The organism is Oceaniovalibus sp. ACAM 378 (assembly GCF_008085915.1).
Classification (GTDB): domain Bacteria; phylum Pseudomonadota; class Alphaproteobacteria; order Rhodobacterales; family Rhodobacteraceae; genus Oceaniglobus.
On sequence record NZ_VSJK01000004.1, the window covers coordinates 1 to 13,563 of the forward strand.

The 13,563-nt window shown below is 59.8% G+C and carries 24 protein-coding genes and 1 pseudogene; 14 read left to right on the forward strand and 11 right to left on the reverse strand.

Features of this window, described 5'->3' with window-relative positions; genetic code table 11:
- Positions 1–115: 115 nt before the first annotated feature.
- The 7 genes from FQ320_RS05935 to FQ320_RS05965 all read right to left on the reverse strand — a co-directional run bounded on the left by FQ320_RS05935 (position 116) and on the right by FQ320_RS05965 (position 2,869).
- Positions 116–637: a hypothetical protein gene (locus tag FQ320_RS05935; RefSeq protein ID WP_148470727.1), complete on the reverse strand. Its 522-nt coding sequence runs from the start codon at positions 635–637 to the stop codon at positions 116–118.
- Complete coding sequence (locus FQ320_RS05940; RefSeq protein ID WP_222861575.1) at positions 637–1,377, reverse strand: DNA methyltransferase; 741 nt, start codon at positions 1,375–1,377, stop codon at positions 637–639. The genes FQ320_RS05935 and FQ320_RS05940 overlap by 1 nt, the downstream gene beginning before the upstream one ends.
- The gene (locus FQ320_RS05945) at positions 1,377–1,670 is read right to left on the reverse strand and encodes a hypothetical protein (protein WP_148470729.1); all 294 of its coding nucleotides are present in this window, start codon (positions 1,668–1,670) and stop codon (positions 1,377–1,379) included. The genes FQ320_RS05940 and FQ320_RS05945 overlap by 1 nt, the downstream gene beginning before the upstream one ends.
- Positions 1,671–1,678: 8 nt before the next feature.
- Positions 1,679–2,077, reverse strand: a complete 399-nt coding sequence (locus tag FQ320_RS05950; RefSeq protein WP_148470731.1) for a hypothetical protein — start codon at positions 2,075–2,077, stop codon at positions 1,679–1,681.
- Complete coding sequence (locus tag FQ320_RS05955; protein WP_148470733.1) at positions 2,074–2,298, reverse strand: hypothetical protein; 225 nt, start codon at positions 2,296–2,298, stop codon at positions 2,074–2,076. The genes FQ320_RS05950 and FQ320_RS05955 overlap by 4 nt, the downstream gene beginning before the upstream one ends.
- Entirely contained in the window at positions 2,295–2,591 is a 297-nt protein-coding gene (locus FQ320_RS05960) for a hypothetical protein (RefSeq protein ID WP_148470735.1), read from the reverse strand. Before FQ320_RS05960 ends, FQ320_RS05955 begins: the two co-directional genes overlap by 4 nt.
- A 71-nt stretch (positions 2,592–2,662) precedes the next feature.
- Entirely contained in the window at positions 2,663–2,869 is a 207-nt protein-coding gene (locus FQ320_RS05965) for a hypothetical protein (protein WP_148470736.1), read from the reverse strand.
- A gap of 88 nt (positions 2,870–2,957) precedes the next feature.
- Here FQ320_RS05965 and FQ320_RS05970 point away from each other — a divergent pair, with 88 nt between their 5' ends.
- Together FQ320_RS05970 and FQ320_RS05975 are read left to right on the forward strand one after the other, a co-directional pair.
- Complete coding sequence (locus tag FQ320_RS05970; protein ID WP_148470738.1) at positions 2,958–3,626, forward strand: S24 family peptidase; 669 nt, start codon at positions 2,958–2,960, stop codon at positions 3,624–3,626.
- 69 nt (positions 3,627–3,695) lie between these two features.
- The gene (locus FQ320_RS05975; protein WP_148470739.1) at positions 3,696–3,998 is read left to right on the forward strand and encodes a hypothetical protein; all 303 of its coding nucleotides are present in this window, start codon (positions 3,696–3,698) and stop codon (positions 3,996–3,998) included.
- A 183-nt stretch (positions 3,999–4,181) separates the two neighbouring features.
- Here FQ320_RS05975 and FQ320_RS26305 read toward each other — a convergent pair whose 3' ends face one another.
- Complete coding sequence (locus tag FQ320_RS26305; RefSeq protein WP_255509387.1) at positions 4,182–4,316, reverse strand: hypothetical protein; 135 nt, start codon at positions 4,314–4,316, stop codon at positions 4,182–4,184.
- A gap of 113 nt (positions 4,317–4,429) precedes the next feature.
- A complete protein-coding gene (locus tag FQ320_RS05980; protein ID WP_187393788.1) occupies positions 4,430–4,954 on the reverse strand; it encodes a hypothetical protein in 525 nt (174 codons plus the stop codon).
- On the opposite strand from FQ320_RS05980, the gene FQ320_RS05985 reads away from it, so the two are divergent.
- The 11 genes from FQ320_RS05985 (at position 4,947) to FQ320_RS06025 (ending at position 11,236) form a co-directional block, all read left to right on the forward strand.
- Positions 4,947–5,276: a hypothetical protein gene (locus tag FQ320_RS05985; protein ID WP_148470742.1), complete on the forward strand. Its 330-nt coding sequence runs from the start codon at positions 4,947–4,949 to the stop codon at positions 5,274–5,276. The genes FQ320_RS05980 and FQ320_RS05985 overlap by 8 nt on opposite strands.
- On the forward strand, positions 5,273–5,503 hold the full coding sequence (locus tag FQ320_RS05990; RefSeq protein WP_148470744.1) for a hypothetical protein: 231 nt from the start codon (positions 5,273–5,275) through the stop codon (positions 5,501–5,503). The genes FQ320_RS05985 and FQ320_RS05990 overlap by 4 nt, the downstream gene beginning before the upstream one ends.
- Before the next feature lie 187 nt (positions 5,504–5,690).
- Positions 5,691–6,089 (forward strand): hypothetical protein, encoded by a 399-nt coding sequence (locus FQ320_RS05995; protein ID WP_148470746.1) that lies wholly within the window; start codon positions 5,691–5,693, stop codon positions 6,087–6,089.
- A 32-nt stretch (positions 6,090–6,121) separates the two neighbouring features.
- Positions 6,122–7,117 carry a DUF2303 family protein gene (locus FQ320_RS06000; RefSeq protein WP_148470748.1) on the forward strand — a complete coding sequence of 332 codons (996 nt, stop codon included), beginning with the start codon at positions 6,122–6,124 and terminating at the stop codon, positions 7,115–7,117.
- A gap of 59 nt (positions 7,118–7,176) precedes the next feature.
- Positions 7,177–7,326, forward strand: a complete 150-nt coding sequence (locus FQ320_RS25540; protein WP_187393789.1) for a hypothetical protein — start codon at positions 7,177–7,179, stop codon at positions 7,324–7,326.
- The gene (locus FQ320_RS06005) at positions 7,319–7,513 is read left to right on the forward strand and encodes a hypothetical protein (protein ID WP_148470750.1); all 195 of its coding nucleotides are present in this window, start codon (positions 7,319–7,321) and stop codon (positions 7,511–7,513) included. The genes FQ320_RS25540 and FQ320_RS06005 overlap by 8 nt, the downstream gene beginning before the upstream one ends.
- Positions 7,506–9,638: a DNA cytosine methyltransferase gene (locus FQ320_RS06010; RefSeq protein ID WP_148470751.1), complete on the forward strand. Its 2,133-nt coding sequence runs from the start codon at positions 7,506–7,508 to the stop codon at positions 9,636–9,638. The genes FQ320_RS06005 and FQ320_RS06010 overlap by 8 nt, the downstream gene beginning before the upstream one ends.
- On the forward strand, positions 9,635–9,922 hold the full coding sequence (locus FQ320_RS06015; RefSeq protein ID WP_148470753.1) for a hypothetical protein: 288 nt from the start codon (positions 9,635–9,637) through the stop codon (positions 9,920–9,922). The genes FQ320_RS06010 and FQ320_RS06015 overlap by 4 nt, the downstream gene beginning before the upstream one ends.
- Positions 9,922–10,062 (forward strand): hypothetical protein, encoded by a 141-nt coding sequence (locus tag FQ320_RS25545; protein WP_187393790.1) that lies wholly within the window; start codon positions 9,922–9,924, stop codon positions 10,060–10,062. Before FQ320_RS06015 ends, FQ320_RS25545 begins: the two co-directional genes overlap by 1 nt.
- Positions 10,059–10,262, forward strand: coding sequence for a hypothetical protein (locus FQ320_RS06020; protein ID WP_148470755.1), 204 nt, complete (start codon positions 10,059–10,061; stop codon positions 10,260–10,262). Before FQ320_RS25545 ends, FQ320_RS06020 begins: the two co-directional genes overlap by 4 nt.
- Positions 10,259–11,236: a tyrosine-type recombinase/integrase gene (locus FQ320_RS06025; protein WP_255509388.1), complete on the forward strand. Its 978-nt coding sequence runs from the start codon at positions 10,259–10,261 to the stop codon at positions 11,234–11,236. The genes FQ320_RS06020 and FQ320_RS06025 overlap by 4 nt, the downstream gene beginning before the upstream one ends.
- Before the next feature lie 83 nt (positions 11,237–11,319).
- Here the strand turns inward: FQ320_RS06025 and FQ320_RS06030 are convergent.
- Both FQ320_RS06030 and FQ320_RS06035 read right to left on the reverse strand, forming a co-directional pair.
- Positions 11,320–11,856, reverse strand: a pseudogene (locus tag FQ320_RS06030) (response regulator transcription factor); the annotation flags it as partial.
- 90 nt (positions 11,857–11,946) lie between these two features.
- Positions 11,947–12,225 (reverse strand): DUF1153 domain-containing protein, encoded by a 279-nt coding sequence (locus FQ320_RS06035; RefSeq protein ID WP_148470758.1) that lies wholly within the window; start codon positions 12,223–12,225, stop codon positions 11,947–11,949.
- Positions 12,226–12,394: 169 nt separating this feature from the next.
- On the opposite strand from FQ320_RS06035, the gene mnmA reads away from it, so the two are divergent.
- A complete protein-coding gene (mnmA, locus tag FQ320_RS06040) occupies positions 12,395–13,537 on the forward strand; it encodes a tRNA 2-thiouridine(34) synthase MnmA (protein ID WP_148470760.1) in 1,143 nt (380 codons plus the stop codon).
- Positions 13,538–13,563: the final 26 nt, after the last annotated feature.

The window sequence follows — 13,563 nt, forward strand, 5'->3', positions numbered from 1 at the left end:
AGATAGCGGCGGAACTCCCAGGCGACGAAGCCGTGACTGTCCAGCCGCACCGATGATGAGATCGGGTATTCGGGCAGAGAAGAGGTATCAACCGGGATTAGTGCAGCGGAGGCATTCATGCGACATCTCCCCTGCCTGATCCGTCGACCAGCCGCGCAACCGAATTGTAGCAATCCAGAGCGTAGGCCGTGGCTAACAGCCACCCTCGCGCCTCGGGCCAACCATCGCCGCTCATCACCCATGGCCCATGATGCGCCGCCCACTGAAACGCGTCGAGACGGTCAGCGAACCGCAGCCAGAGCTGGTCGGAATCAGTCAAACTAGCGCCACTATCTGGGCCAGCCGCACCAGACCACAGACGGCGGCGCTCGGCCTCTTCGGCAACCTCCAACCACTCAGCCAGTTCAGGCGTGGAATCTTTCGCGGGCGCAGGAACGTCGCCTACCGCGCTCTCGCCGTCATCATGGATCAGCGCGTGGCACAGCAGGGATACTGAAGGCGACGGATGCAGCGCGATCAGGATCCGAGCGACCCGTGCGCTGTGCCCGTCGATCCGATCGCCTGTGGTGGCCAGATCGGGATTGGTATGCCAGCGAAGAACACAGCCCGCACGAAAGATCGCCTTGAGGTCCATCATCATACGCTCCCATATCCAAGCTCAGCGCCGACGCAGAGGGCACTTTCCAGTCGCGCACAGGCCACGTCGAACCATTTGCGTTCCAGCTCAATCCCCACGGCCCGCCGGCCAAGTGCGGCGGCGGCCAACAGCGTCGATCCCGAACCCGCGAAAGGATCGAGAACCAGACCCCCCGGCGGGCAGGAATTGGCGATGTAATGCTGCATCAGCGCGACCGGCTTTTCAGTTTTATGACCGGACGTGCGCGCGGCGTTCAGTGTGAACAGCTGCTTTGATCCGCAATCGGCGATGCCCTGCGGTGCCGCGAGCCCCTTGAACAGATAGAGCGTGAACTCGCAGTTCTTCATGTACCAGCGGTTGCGCGTGGCGCGGATCTTGTCCCAGACCAGCAGGTTGTGAAACGCGAACCCGGCGCCGGTGAACGCGGCATGGGCAGCCCAGACGTTTTTGTCGTTTGCCATGATGTAACAATCGGCATCGTCAGCGCAGGCCCGGAAGATCGGTCCGCCCATGTGGTGCCAGGGCACGCTCGGCATCAGATCGCCGCTGTTGTCATAGACATCTTGCGAGAACAGCCCGCCCATCACTTCGGTGGCATTGCCGCCCGAGGTCAGCGGATAAGGCGGATCGCTGACCACGCAATCGGCGCGCATCCGCCCCAGCTCAGGCAGCACTTCCCGCATATCGCCCAGATACAGCGTGACATCGCCAATCACGGCATGATCGACGATGCCGCCCATCACGCCATCCCCCGCGGAACAGCCCGAACCGGAGTGCGCTCGCGCATCACCACCTCAAGCGCCTGTTTGCGACTATAGCGGGCCCGGGTCACCAGCAGCTTTACATCTGCGGCCTGCGCGACTGTCAGCCCCTGCGCTGCCAAACTGTCCTTCTGGACCTTGACCATTGCCCAACGACAAAAGGTCTGCAGCGGATCGCGCCCGATCTTGGTCTCTCGCGAAATCTTCTCAAGGCACTCGCCCGCTGCGGCCATCGCGATGATCCGCTTCTGGACATCCAGCGGTATTTTCATACGACGGCTCATTCCGCGCCCTGCCCCAGAGATATTCGCGCGACGGCCACGGCCGCACCCCGGCCCTTGCGGGCGTTTGTCACGTTGCCCAGGCTGATGCCGCGGATATCGGGAACCCCCTGCGCCAAACGCTCACAGAATGCGTCATGCTCCAGTCCCAGCATGTCGAAAATCGCGCGGCATTCCCGCCCTTGCAGCCAGCTCAAAGCCCGCTCGCGTTCAAACTGGCGCTTGCGCCCCTTGAGGTCAGTGCGCCCGGTCATCGTGCTGACCGGACTTGCCACATGCAGTTCGGCCAAGACCCGCGCACACCACAATCGGCGGCAGGCGACGGGATCGATGTCGCTGTCGTCATAGACCGGGCGCGCAGGACCATCGGAAACGAGAACGGGATAATGGGTTGTCATTTCGCCCCCTTGACGCGACGGAAAAACTTTTCTCTCTGTTGCTTGAACCGGGCGGCCCTGTGGAAATCCTCGTAACTTGACGCCCGCGCATAGGTCGCGCGAAACCGCCGGTCATAATACCGAGCTGCCATCCGCCAGCAGGCCAGTCGGATCAGCCGCAATCTGTGCCAGGGAGCGAGAACAACGAACTCGGGGATATCGACACGCCGATGGCGCGTCATGGCGCCCCACCATAAATCAGGTCCAGAACCGCCTCACCTCCGGCCATCATCAGCACCGGCAGGTAATACCGGAACGATGGCGCATTATCTGTGCTCAACCAGTTGCGCACCGTCTTCGGGTGCACAGGCCGGTCTTCGGTTGTCAGTTGCCCCGCGACCAGTGCAGCCAGATCAGCCTCGGATCGTGCTTCGGGAAACGCGCGCCAAAGCAGCGCGGCGAACATCCGGCGCTGCTCATCTTCCGCGACGACAGTTTTTTTCATCCGTCGCGATTTTGGATAAGACTTTTCCACTCTCGATGCTCCATGCTTGACCTGTGAGGGATCGTTTGGAGCAACAAAGGACAGGAGATGGGGTGCGGCGGTCATGCTGCATCCCGTTTCTGTTCGGGCGGATTGGCCGCCATAAAGGCGCGGAGCCGGTCAACAGATGCCATAGTCGGACTGGACGCGCGGGCCTTCCAGCCCGCCCATTGGCCCCATCCCGCTCCAATGGCATCGCGCAGGACCTTCTGCGGAAGTTTGTCGACAGAGGCCGCATAGGCCTCGATTTCGCGGATCAGGTTTTCCATGCCAATCAGTATTGGTGAAACTTCCCCAAAACTTCAAGGGGAAACTTCCCGGTTCCATGCAAACAGGTGCACATTGCATAAGCCTGTTATGGATAAGCACGTTGATCCCTTTGTCGAAGGGCTACTTCGAGTAATGGCCGCTCGAAAATTAAAGGCTTCCCCGCTGTCCAAGGCGGCAGGCCTTGGCGAGTCGTTCATCCGCGACCTTGCGTCCAATCCCGACAGCTCACCGAAAATATCCAATGCTCAAAAATTGGCCGATACTTTAGGATTATCGATCGACGACATCATTGCCGCAGGGACCACCTACAACGACCACCGCAGCCCCATTGCTGTTGTCGGACATGTCGGCGCTGGAGCCCGCGTCCCGCTATCCGACAGCTACGCCAAGGGCGATGGCCATTATCACGTCGTCTGCCCGCCACAGCTTTCACCCAAAGGTCTGGCCTGCGTAGAAATCTGTGGCGACTCCATGGAGCCTGCCTATCTTGACGGCGACCTTCTTTTCTATTCCCGGCCCTCGATGGGTGTTCCTTCCGAAGCAGTGGGTGCGCGCTGCATCGTCGAAGACGAAAAGGGCATGGCATGGGTCAAACTGGTGCGCCGCCGCGAAGGACAGCCCGAAGGTCTGTTCGATCTGGTCAGCTTCCACGCCGATCACCCACCAATGTATGATTGCGCGCTACACTGGGCTGCACCGATCCTGATGCATCAGCAAAGGGCATTTGCTGAACGCATCGAACCAGCGGGCGATTGAACAGCCGCGCTTGCCAGACCACTTTCCACCAACCTATGGTCGCTCCAGGGCTTTCAAAAAGGCAAAGAAATGATTAACGCACTGGTTGCATTCGCAAAATTCTTCCTCGTGGTCCAGGTGATCGTCGGGGGTTCGTTGTTTATCGGCCTGGTCTTGATATTGAGCCTCACAGGCACTGTCACCATGTGGCAGATGATTGCCATGGCAGGCGGCGGAGTCGGCCTACTGGCCACTGCTGGCTTTGCTGCCGTCTTGTTCCAGATAAGCGACCGCCTTGCACAGCTCATTTCTCAAAACCAGACGGGGCCTCAGGCTCTACCTCGCCAAAGTGGCACTTCACGCCGAGAACCCGCATTGCGCAGCGACCGTTGAAAACACGATAGATTTGCAAGGAAAGCATGAATGGCCAAGAAACCTGCCGCCCCTCCTATTTTCAAACCCCCGAGCATCACCCGACCGAGCGTCCGGCCAGGCGGGGCCGGGGCCAGCGTCCAACCCAGCAGCACACCCACCACCGGTGGCAAGCCACCCAAGTGACGGCGCACGCCAATCTAATTATTTCAGCCGAATCTCAATGCGCGCGATTTCGGATGGCGGCAGATAAGTCATACGGGCACCCCAGCCGTCGCTCAGAATCCCATCTCGCACCGTGAGCTTTCCATCTCCGACCACTTCTTCATCGACCGCCATAACGATACTGCCGTCACCACCAAGATATATTCCTTCCCATGGCGCATGCTTGAACGGCGCGCGATCCGTAAGGTACAGAATGTCGCCACCTCGAGTGTGCACAGTCAATTGAGTTACGGCACGACCCGATTGCAACAACCCGTCCCAAGCTGAGTGCACCCCATCCTCGCGATGAACTCCGGATGCGCGCATTGCCAGAGCCAAACCTTGCGCCCCACCATCCGCCACAGGCAAGCACACGCAAGGCTAGTAAGCAGCGCCACGAGGCCCGCAGCAACGGTGCCCCACGCTTCGCCAAGGACGAACGCAACTGATGCGATAGAAGCGAAAACCAGCGAAATGAAAATTGCATCCCGCGCGAGATGCCCGCGACGGTAGCCGGCATAGGCCGTGCAATACCCCAAATATCCTGCGGCCAGAGCCACCTGCACCGCCAGCGATTGGCCGAAAAATCCCAACTCCACGCCAATTCCTTTCAGTAAAAGCTCGCCACCTTTGCGCGCACAGCGGGAAACTACCACGTGATTCGCGCATCTGTCGACGGCACGATGGGGAAGTTTCACCTTTTTTTCTTGACGTGGTGAAAGTTCCCCATCATTAATGATCTTCATCACTCGATGGAGAGACGACATGAACATTCTCACCCCGATCCATGCGGCCAGTCTTGTCGAACAGAACATCGCCGAGGCCATCGCGGATGACACCGGCGATCTGGTCGACAAGACGGCGCCCGCTTTCAATAGCAGCCGCGCGCAACTTCTCGGCCGCACGATCTGTGCCCTGATCGCCCGCCTCCATGTGCTCGACCGCCCGGCGACCGAACAACTGCTGCTGTCCTATCTCGACCTGATCGCGCCGCAATCCTGCCTGACCCACGAAACCCTGACACAGGCGTTCGATGGCGCACTGGATGATCTCGCCCGCGCCGAAGCCCGCAAAGCCGCCGGAGATCCTGCATGACACATCCGGTCGATCACTGCCCCGCCGGTCGCGCCGCCCACGCTTTTCGGTCCATGCCCCAAAGCCACTTCGATCGCGAAGCCACGGCCCGCAGCCGTCGCGCGCTTCTGAGCGGTATGATGATCGCAATCGCCCTGTTGCTCGCCTTCGTCGCCGGAACCTTTGCCAGCCGCGCCATCGCCCAGGCAGCCCATGACGCAATCTGGGTCGAGCCGTTCCATGGCTGACCCGGCCAACCCGTTGCCACACGCGCGGAGGCTCCTTCCTCCCGCCCCGGGCGCACCTGCGGGCGGCACTCCCCTGCCGCCCACCCTTTAACACCGCGCGCAGGGCATCCCGCCCAACGCGCCAAGGGGCGCCCACCGCTCACGAAATACCCCCCGGGCGCCCCGCAATCCTTCGAAAGGACCAACAGTGAACAGCCCCATGATCCACGATCCCTACAAGATGCGCACGGTCGAACAGATTCTCGCACTGTTTGACGGTGGCGACTTTCTTGAAAAATTGCTGGCCGATCACCGGCAACTGCAGATCGATCTGATGGACCACCGCGCCGAACACGGCGGAAAGACCGAAGGGTCTATGACGATCAAGATCCAATATGCGCTCGGCAAACAGGGTGACGTTGCCATGGGCGCTCAGGCTGATTTCAAATCGCCCAAAAAGCCGCCCAGCAGCGCCGCCGCCTTCATCAACGAGAACGGCGATCTGACCCTGTACAGCCCGTTGCTGGCCCGCATGCAGCACCCGGTCCGCGACACCGCCGAGTCTGCGCACGACCCCGATACCGGCGAAGTGCGCGACGCCATCTGATCCATCCACGACCGCGAAGAAGGAACACTCGCATGAAAGACGACAATCTCATCATCGGCCCGATGGAAAACCCCGGACAGACTGTCCAGAAACTGATGACCGAACTGGGCACGGTCGACTCAGTGCCCGATATCGACATTGGCGATATCGACACTGCGTGGCTGGTGTCCGTTCCCGAAGGTCGCAAGATCGAGAACCTTACCAGCTTGCGCATCGCCGCCGCTGAATACTTCGCACCCCAGCGCCGTCGTGGCACCGCGCGCCTTGCCGATCTGCAGAGCCTGATTGACTGGACCAACCGGTTCAAAGGCGAAAACTCTGCACTCTACGCCAATCCCGACATGGAACGCCCGACGCTGGAATGCATCGCTGATTACCACGCCGAAGGCCCGGGAGTGCCATTCGGCAACGACACCACCGCACGCCATTGCGCCCATCGGGGTCGATATGCCTTTCCGCTGTCGAAGGAATGGAAGCGCTGGATGGCGATCTCGGGCAAACCGCTCGACAAGGACGAAATGGGCGAGTTCATCGAAGCCAACGCCAAGGATGTTATGGATCCGACCCCGGCCCTGCTGAAGCTGGAAGACGCCGACAGCAATCAGTCGTGGGAAACCCGCCTGATCCAGACTGCCCGCCACATCGAAGGGCGCTACGGGCAGTTGGGCCAACTGCTGGCGATGTCACGTCAGTTTCAGGTCTATGAAACCAGCAACCTTGCCGTGACCAGCAACCGTGACACCGGCGAATCCTCGATCCAGTTCTTGAACGAACACAACGACAAGGACGGCGCGCCGATCAAGATCCCCAATCTGATCATCATCGGCATTCCCGTTTTCGAGAATGGCGCCGCATACCGGATGCCGGTTCGGTTTCGCTATCGCAAGTCCGGCAGCGCCGTGAAGTTCATCATGTCGATTTACAGCCCCGAAAAAGCGTTCGATGCCGCCTTCGACGAAGCGCTGACCACCGCGCGCGATGGAACTGAACTACCACTGTTCCTCGGCCAACCCGAAACCAACACCTGACCTGCAGCCTCTTTCTGGTCCCTGCGCGCAGGGGCCAGCGACGGACTGCAGGAGGAAATATGTCGACCAACAACGCCACGCCCTGGGCCAAGACCGGCCTTTACCGCGCCCACACGCCAACCGGATGGGCCGTATACTGCAAAGCCTATGGCTTCGCCCGACCAGCCACCGCCGATGAGGCAAAGAGCCAAGAGGTCCGCGATGACTGACATCACCCCCAAAATGAAACACGCCGCCGCCCTTCGCGAGCTGCGGATGCGCCGCAAGGTCTATCCCCGGCAGATCAAGTCGCGGCGGATGAAACAGGCCGACGCCGATCACGAAATCGCCGTGATGCAGGCCATCGCAGACGATTACGCCGAGCGGGATCTGCTGGGCGGACAGACTGATGCTTGACGCAACCCAACCCATGATCATCGACAGCTTCGCCGGTGGCGGCGGAGCAAGCACCGGCATTGAGCTGGCACTTGGCCGCAGCCCTGACGTGGCCATCAACCACAACGCCGCCGCGTTGGCGCTGCATGCGGTCAATCACCCGGAAACGCTGCATCTCGACAGCAATATCTGGGACGTCGCACCACTGGACGTCACCAAGGGCCGGCACGTCGGATTGCTCTGGGCCAGCCCGGACTGCAAGCACTTCTCGAAAGCGAAGGGCGGCGCGCCGAAAGACCGCAACGTCCGCGATCTGGCGTGGGTCGTCGTCGACTGGGCCGAACAGGTAAAGCCGGATGTGATCCTGATGGAGAACGTCGAGGAGTTTCTGACATGGGGTCCGCTGGGTGAAGACGGCCAGCCGATGAAGGAGTTCGCAGGCATGACGTTCGAACTCTGGATCAAGCGGCTGCGCAAGGCCGGTTACCGGGTCCAGTGGCGAGAGCTGCGCGCATGCGACTATGGCGCTCCGACAATCCGAAAGCGGTTCTTCATGGTGGCGCGGCGTGATGGATTGCCCATAACCTGGCCCAAACCAACCCACGGGGATCCGAAGTCAGCCCCTGTCAAGTGTGGCAAACTTCTACCGTGGCGCACCGCGGCTGATTGCATCGACTGGTCACTGCCCTGCCCGTCGATCTTCGACACTGGCCCCCAGATCATGGAAAAGCACGGCCTGCGCGCTGTGCGTCCGCTGGCCAAGAACACGATGGCGCGGGTTGCGCGCGGCATGAAGCGTTATGTTCTGGATTCCGAACGACCATTCATCGTGAATTTGACCCACGGCGCGCGAACCGAAGACATCGCCGATCCGTTCCGCACAATCACCGGCGCCAACCGTGGCGAGAAGGCCGTTGTCGCTCCGTCGATCACCCGCTTCAACGGCGGAGCGACCGGGCAGGATCTGCGTGAACCGATGGCAACCGTAACCGCGAACAGCTTCATCAAGCGCCCTGGTGGCGCGGCCCCTCTGGGCCTGATCGCGCCCTCTCTCGCCACCTACTACGGGCATGGCGGCCCACGTGGGACGCGGACTGCGGACCTGTCGGAACCGCTGCGTGCCGTGACTGTCGGGAACAGGCACGCGCTTATCGCGCCCTGCTTGATGAGCCTCAAAGGAACTGCGCGGCGGGCGAGCGGTGCAGACACCCCACACCCAACTGTTCTGGCGGGCGGCGGGCATTCGGCATTGATCGCACCCCTTATGGCGACGATGCGCAACAGCCAGAAGCCATGGCAGGGATGCAACCAGCCAGCCCACACGATCACCGCCGGCGGTGCGGGACTTACTGTGATCGCGCCTGTCCTAACATATGCGCAGCAAGGTGGCCGGTGCCGTTCAGTCGATGACCCGCACCACACGATCTGCGCCAGCTCGAAAGATCAGAATGCAGTGATCGCCCCGATGCTGATACAGACCGGCTATGGCGAGGCTCCCGGCCAGGCACCGCGATCGCTCGACATTGGCGCACCTTTGGGCACAGTCGTCGCGGGCGGCGTCAAACATGCGGCCGCCGCTGCGTTTCTCGCCCAGCACCACACCGGAGCCACCGGTCACGATGCCCGCGACCCGTTCTCGACCGTCGCCGCCACAGGCAGCCATCAGACACCTGTCGCAGCATGGTTCGCGAAATACTACGGCACCGGCGACGGCGCCCGCACCGACGACCCGATGCACACGATCACCGTCAAGGATCGCATGGGTCACATGCAGGCCGCGCTGAGCGCCCCGCCTTTCACCGCAGACCATGCGAAACGGGCGCGCGAAGTGGCTGATTTTATGCGCGCACACGATGCATGGGATGATCGTGAGTTCGTCACCCTCGACATTGGTGATGCGACCTATGTGATCACCGATATCGGCATGCGCATGCTGACCCCGCGCGAGCTGTTCCACGCACAAGGTTTCCCGCCCGATTATGTGATTGAGGGCCATTGGACTGAAACCGCCGACAAGTGGGTATGGCACCCGTTTTCCAAAAGCGTCCAGGTCAGCTGCTGCGGCAACAGCGTCTGCCCGCCACTCGCCGAAGCACTGGTGCGAGCGAACTGCAAGCACCTGGTCGAAGAAAGGATCGCAGCATGACTGACCTGCGCGACAAACTCATGATCGAGATCGCAGCGTCTCGACATTTGGAAAAGTCCGTCAGCGAAACAGCCGACGCGATCCTTGCCGTGATAGAGGTGACGGATTTGCAGGAATGTCTGCGCGTGCTCATCGCCGCCGAGGAGATCAGTTTGGCCGAAGCCAAGCGGATGCAAGCGGCAGTCCAACTGCCCAAGAAGATGTACGCCGCCGATATGCTCATCAACGCCTGCAAGGCACGGCTCATCACATACCGCGCGATGCAGAACAGGAGGGAGATGTGATGGGGTTGTTTTTCGCCATGGTATGGGCCGAGGATGAGCTTTCCGCCGAACACACCGGCAAGGAAGCATACCGAGCGATGATGCGGATGCTAAACATGGACCGGCGCCCATTGCACGAGATTGTGAAGGGGGAGACATGACCGCATCTCAGCCCATCCCTGCCAGCGTTAAACCCACCCGCCGGGCGCCCACTTCGTCCAACGCCCGAGCGCTGGAAATGGTGCGCCAACTTCGGAGCGAAGGCCTAGACGTCGCCCGCGTCATTGTAGAAGGTCGCAAGATCGAGATCGAGATAGTACAGCAAGCCGCGCCGCAGAAAATCGACGGAGTGAAGTGGTGAAATCCGACCTTCCGAAATTCGTCTATTTTAAGGGCAAGAACCGATACCCATACTTTGTGCGCGGCAATGTGTGCCAGCGCATCACGTCAGAACCCGGTACAAATGCCTTTTGGGCAGAATACAACGGTATATTGAATGGCAATATTTCCGGCGATCCTGCCCGGACGATTAAGAAACTGATTGCCCATTATATGCGCTCACATAAATGGGGGCAGCTGGCAAAGAATACACAGAAAAGCTACATGCAAGGATTCAGATACTTTGAGGACAAGATAGCCCTGGTCGATCCGGCGAGCATCCGACGCCGCAATGTGATCGAAATGCGCGATGCTCTATCGTCCACTCCCACCACCGCCAATAGGCGCGTAGCGATCCTGTCAACGCTTATGGAACACGCAATTGATATCGACTGGATAGAGCGGAACCCGGCGAAGGGCGTCGGGTCGCTCCAGGGCACAAAAACCCGCCACCCTTGGCCTGCCGATATGGTTGAGGCCTTCCGGCGCGAGGCCGGAGGAATGCCGCTGTTGCTGTTTGAAATGTTGATCGGCACAGGCCAGCGCATTGGCGACGTGTTGAAAATGCAATGGGGACACGTCGAGGACCGTGGAATACTGGTAAGACAGGGCAAGACTAAAGCTGAGGTCTGGATACCATTCACATCCCGCCTGTCTGACGCGATTGCCGTGACACCAAAGCGCGGGCTGCACATCGTCACACAGTCATCAGGACAGCCGGTTGGATACAACTTGGCGTGGAAGTGGATCAAAGAGATACGCGACGTGATTGGCGCCGAGGCTTGGGATATCCACAGCTTGCGCCACACGGCCGCATCTGAGCTTGCCGCGCTGGGGCTGGATGATCAGCACATAATGAGCATCACCGGGCACACATCCAGCGGCATGGTACGACTCTATGCGGGCAAGGCAGCTCAGCGGGCACGGGCCAAGAAAGCACAGGAAGACCGACAGTGAACGGAACGAAAACGAAACGAGAATTTTGAATCGCATTGGAAATGCAAAAAATAAGTTAATATATTTCAGTTAGTTAACGGTCAATAAAGATGGTTCAGAAACATCTCTTTGGTCAGGGTCGTGCCTTTGCGCAGACTCAACAGTTCCAGCATCTGATATTCCTTTCCGGTCAGATGCACCGTTTTCCCATCAACTTCGACAGTTTTTGCATCGAGGTTTACCGCAATTTTTCCCGTCCGGATCATCGATTGCGCGTGGCCTTTTGATCTGCGGATGATTGCATGAATCCGGGCGACAAGTTCTTCGCGATGAAAAGGTTTGGTCAGATAGTCGTCAGCACCAAATCCGAAGCCTTTGATTTTATTGTCGGTATCATCTGCGCCCGACAGGATCAGGATTGGCGTATCGACCCGTGCGAGGCGCAACTGGCGCAATACCTCATGCCCATGCATATCCGGTAGATTAAGATCCAGCAGTATAAGATCGTAATCATACAGCTTCGCCAGATCGACAGCCTCTTCGCCCGTATCAGTGCAATAGACGTTGAGGTTGGCATGGGTCAGCATCAATTCGATACTGCGAGACGTGGTGGGGTCATCTTCGACAAGCAGGATGCGCATAAATCTCTCCGCCGTTTAACGCGATTGACCCCACCCTTGTGGCAAATGGTTAATTCGAGGTTACGCTTAACGTCAATTACCACGCTCCCGTTAAAGTTGTCTATACTTTTGCAATCTGGTGGCTTTCAGCCCAGCCACCCCATGCCGGTCAACTGCCCTTTTCCAGGCTGTGAATTCTTCCTCCGTCAGCCCATAGATTGCCAGCGCCTCCTCTTGCAACAACAGGCCACCGATGACCGCCCGGACGACGGCCGCTTTGCGACTGGCCACCCAGCGTTTGATTTTTGGATCAGGCAGATCGGCACGCGTCATCATCTGCCCTCCCGGCAGTTTGACGGCCCGTGGACCGCCAACCTTTTTAAGATACATCTACTCACCCCTTTCGCCCCCTGTGGACACATTGGGCGCACGATCTTAATCCGGGGTGAAACCCGGCCTTGAGAGTGGTGGCAATTTTCCTATATTCTGAACTTATGGGTGACTGTCAGAACGTCCGACAGGACCGCCGCCAAATCCGCCAAACCTGAAAGGGCGCACCATGCCGCTCGACCGTCCGCATCCGATCAATTCACTGGGCTTTGCAAAACCGCCTGCCGAAACCCGCGTCGTCGTGGCGATGTCGGGCGGTGTCGACAGTTCGGTCGTGGCTGCAGAACTGGCCGCCGAAGGCTACGACGTGGTCGGCGTAACCCTGCAACTTTACGATCATGGCGCGGCATTGGCGAAAAAGGGGGCCTGCTGTGCTGGACGTGACATTCACGATGCGCGGCGCGTCGCGGAAACCATGGGATTTCCCCACTATGTTCTTGATTATGAGGACACATTTCGCGCGGCGGTGATCGACGAATTCGCCGACAGCTATTTGGCCGGAGCGACTCCTGTGCCCTGCATCCGCTGCAACGAGCGGGTCAAATTCCGCGATCTGCTGGAAACGGCCCGCGATCTTGACGCCGACTGCATGGCCACTGGCCATTATATCCAGCGCAAGGACGGCGAGAATGGTCCCGAATTGCATTCGGCAGCGGATGCCGATCGCGACCAGTCGTATTTCCTGTTTTCCACCAGCCCCGAACAACTGGCCTTTTTGCGCTTTCCGCTCGGCCATCTCCACAGCAAGGCCGAGACCCGCGCCCTTGCCACCAAACATGGGCTGAGCGTCGCCGACAAGCCTGACAGTCAGGATATCTGTTTCGTTCCGAACGGCGATTATGCCGCGGTTATCAAAAAACTGCGCCCAGGTGCGGCTGATCCGGGACGGATTGTCGACACCGAAGGGAATGATCTGGGCGAACATCGCGGCGTGATCCATTATACCGTGGGACAACGGCGGGGTCTTGGTATCGGCGGCCTGGAGACGCCGCTTTATGTCGTGCGGCTGGACGTCGACCGGCGCGAAGTGATCGTTGGCCCCAAGGAATTGCTTGCCACCCGCACCGTGCCGCTGAAGGAAATCAACTGGTTGGGGGATGCGCCGCTGACCTCGCGTGCGGAATGGCCGGTTGAGGTGCGCGTTCGTTCGACCCGCCCACCCCGGTCGGCAATCCTACGCCCGCTTTCCGACACCACCGGCACTGTCGAGTTGCTGACGCCTGAAGAAGGGGTTTCACCCGGGCAGGCCTGCGTGTTTTACGATCCCGAAAGCAGCCGCGTGTTCGGTGGCGGCTGGATCACCAAAGGTTAACGCGGCCATCGGTTCAGTAGCTGCCG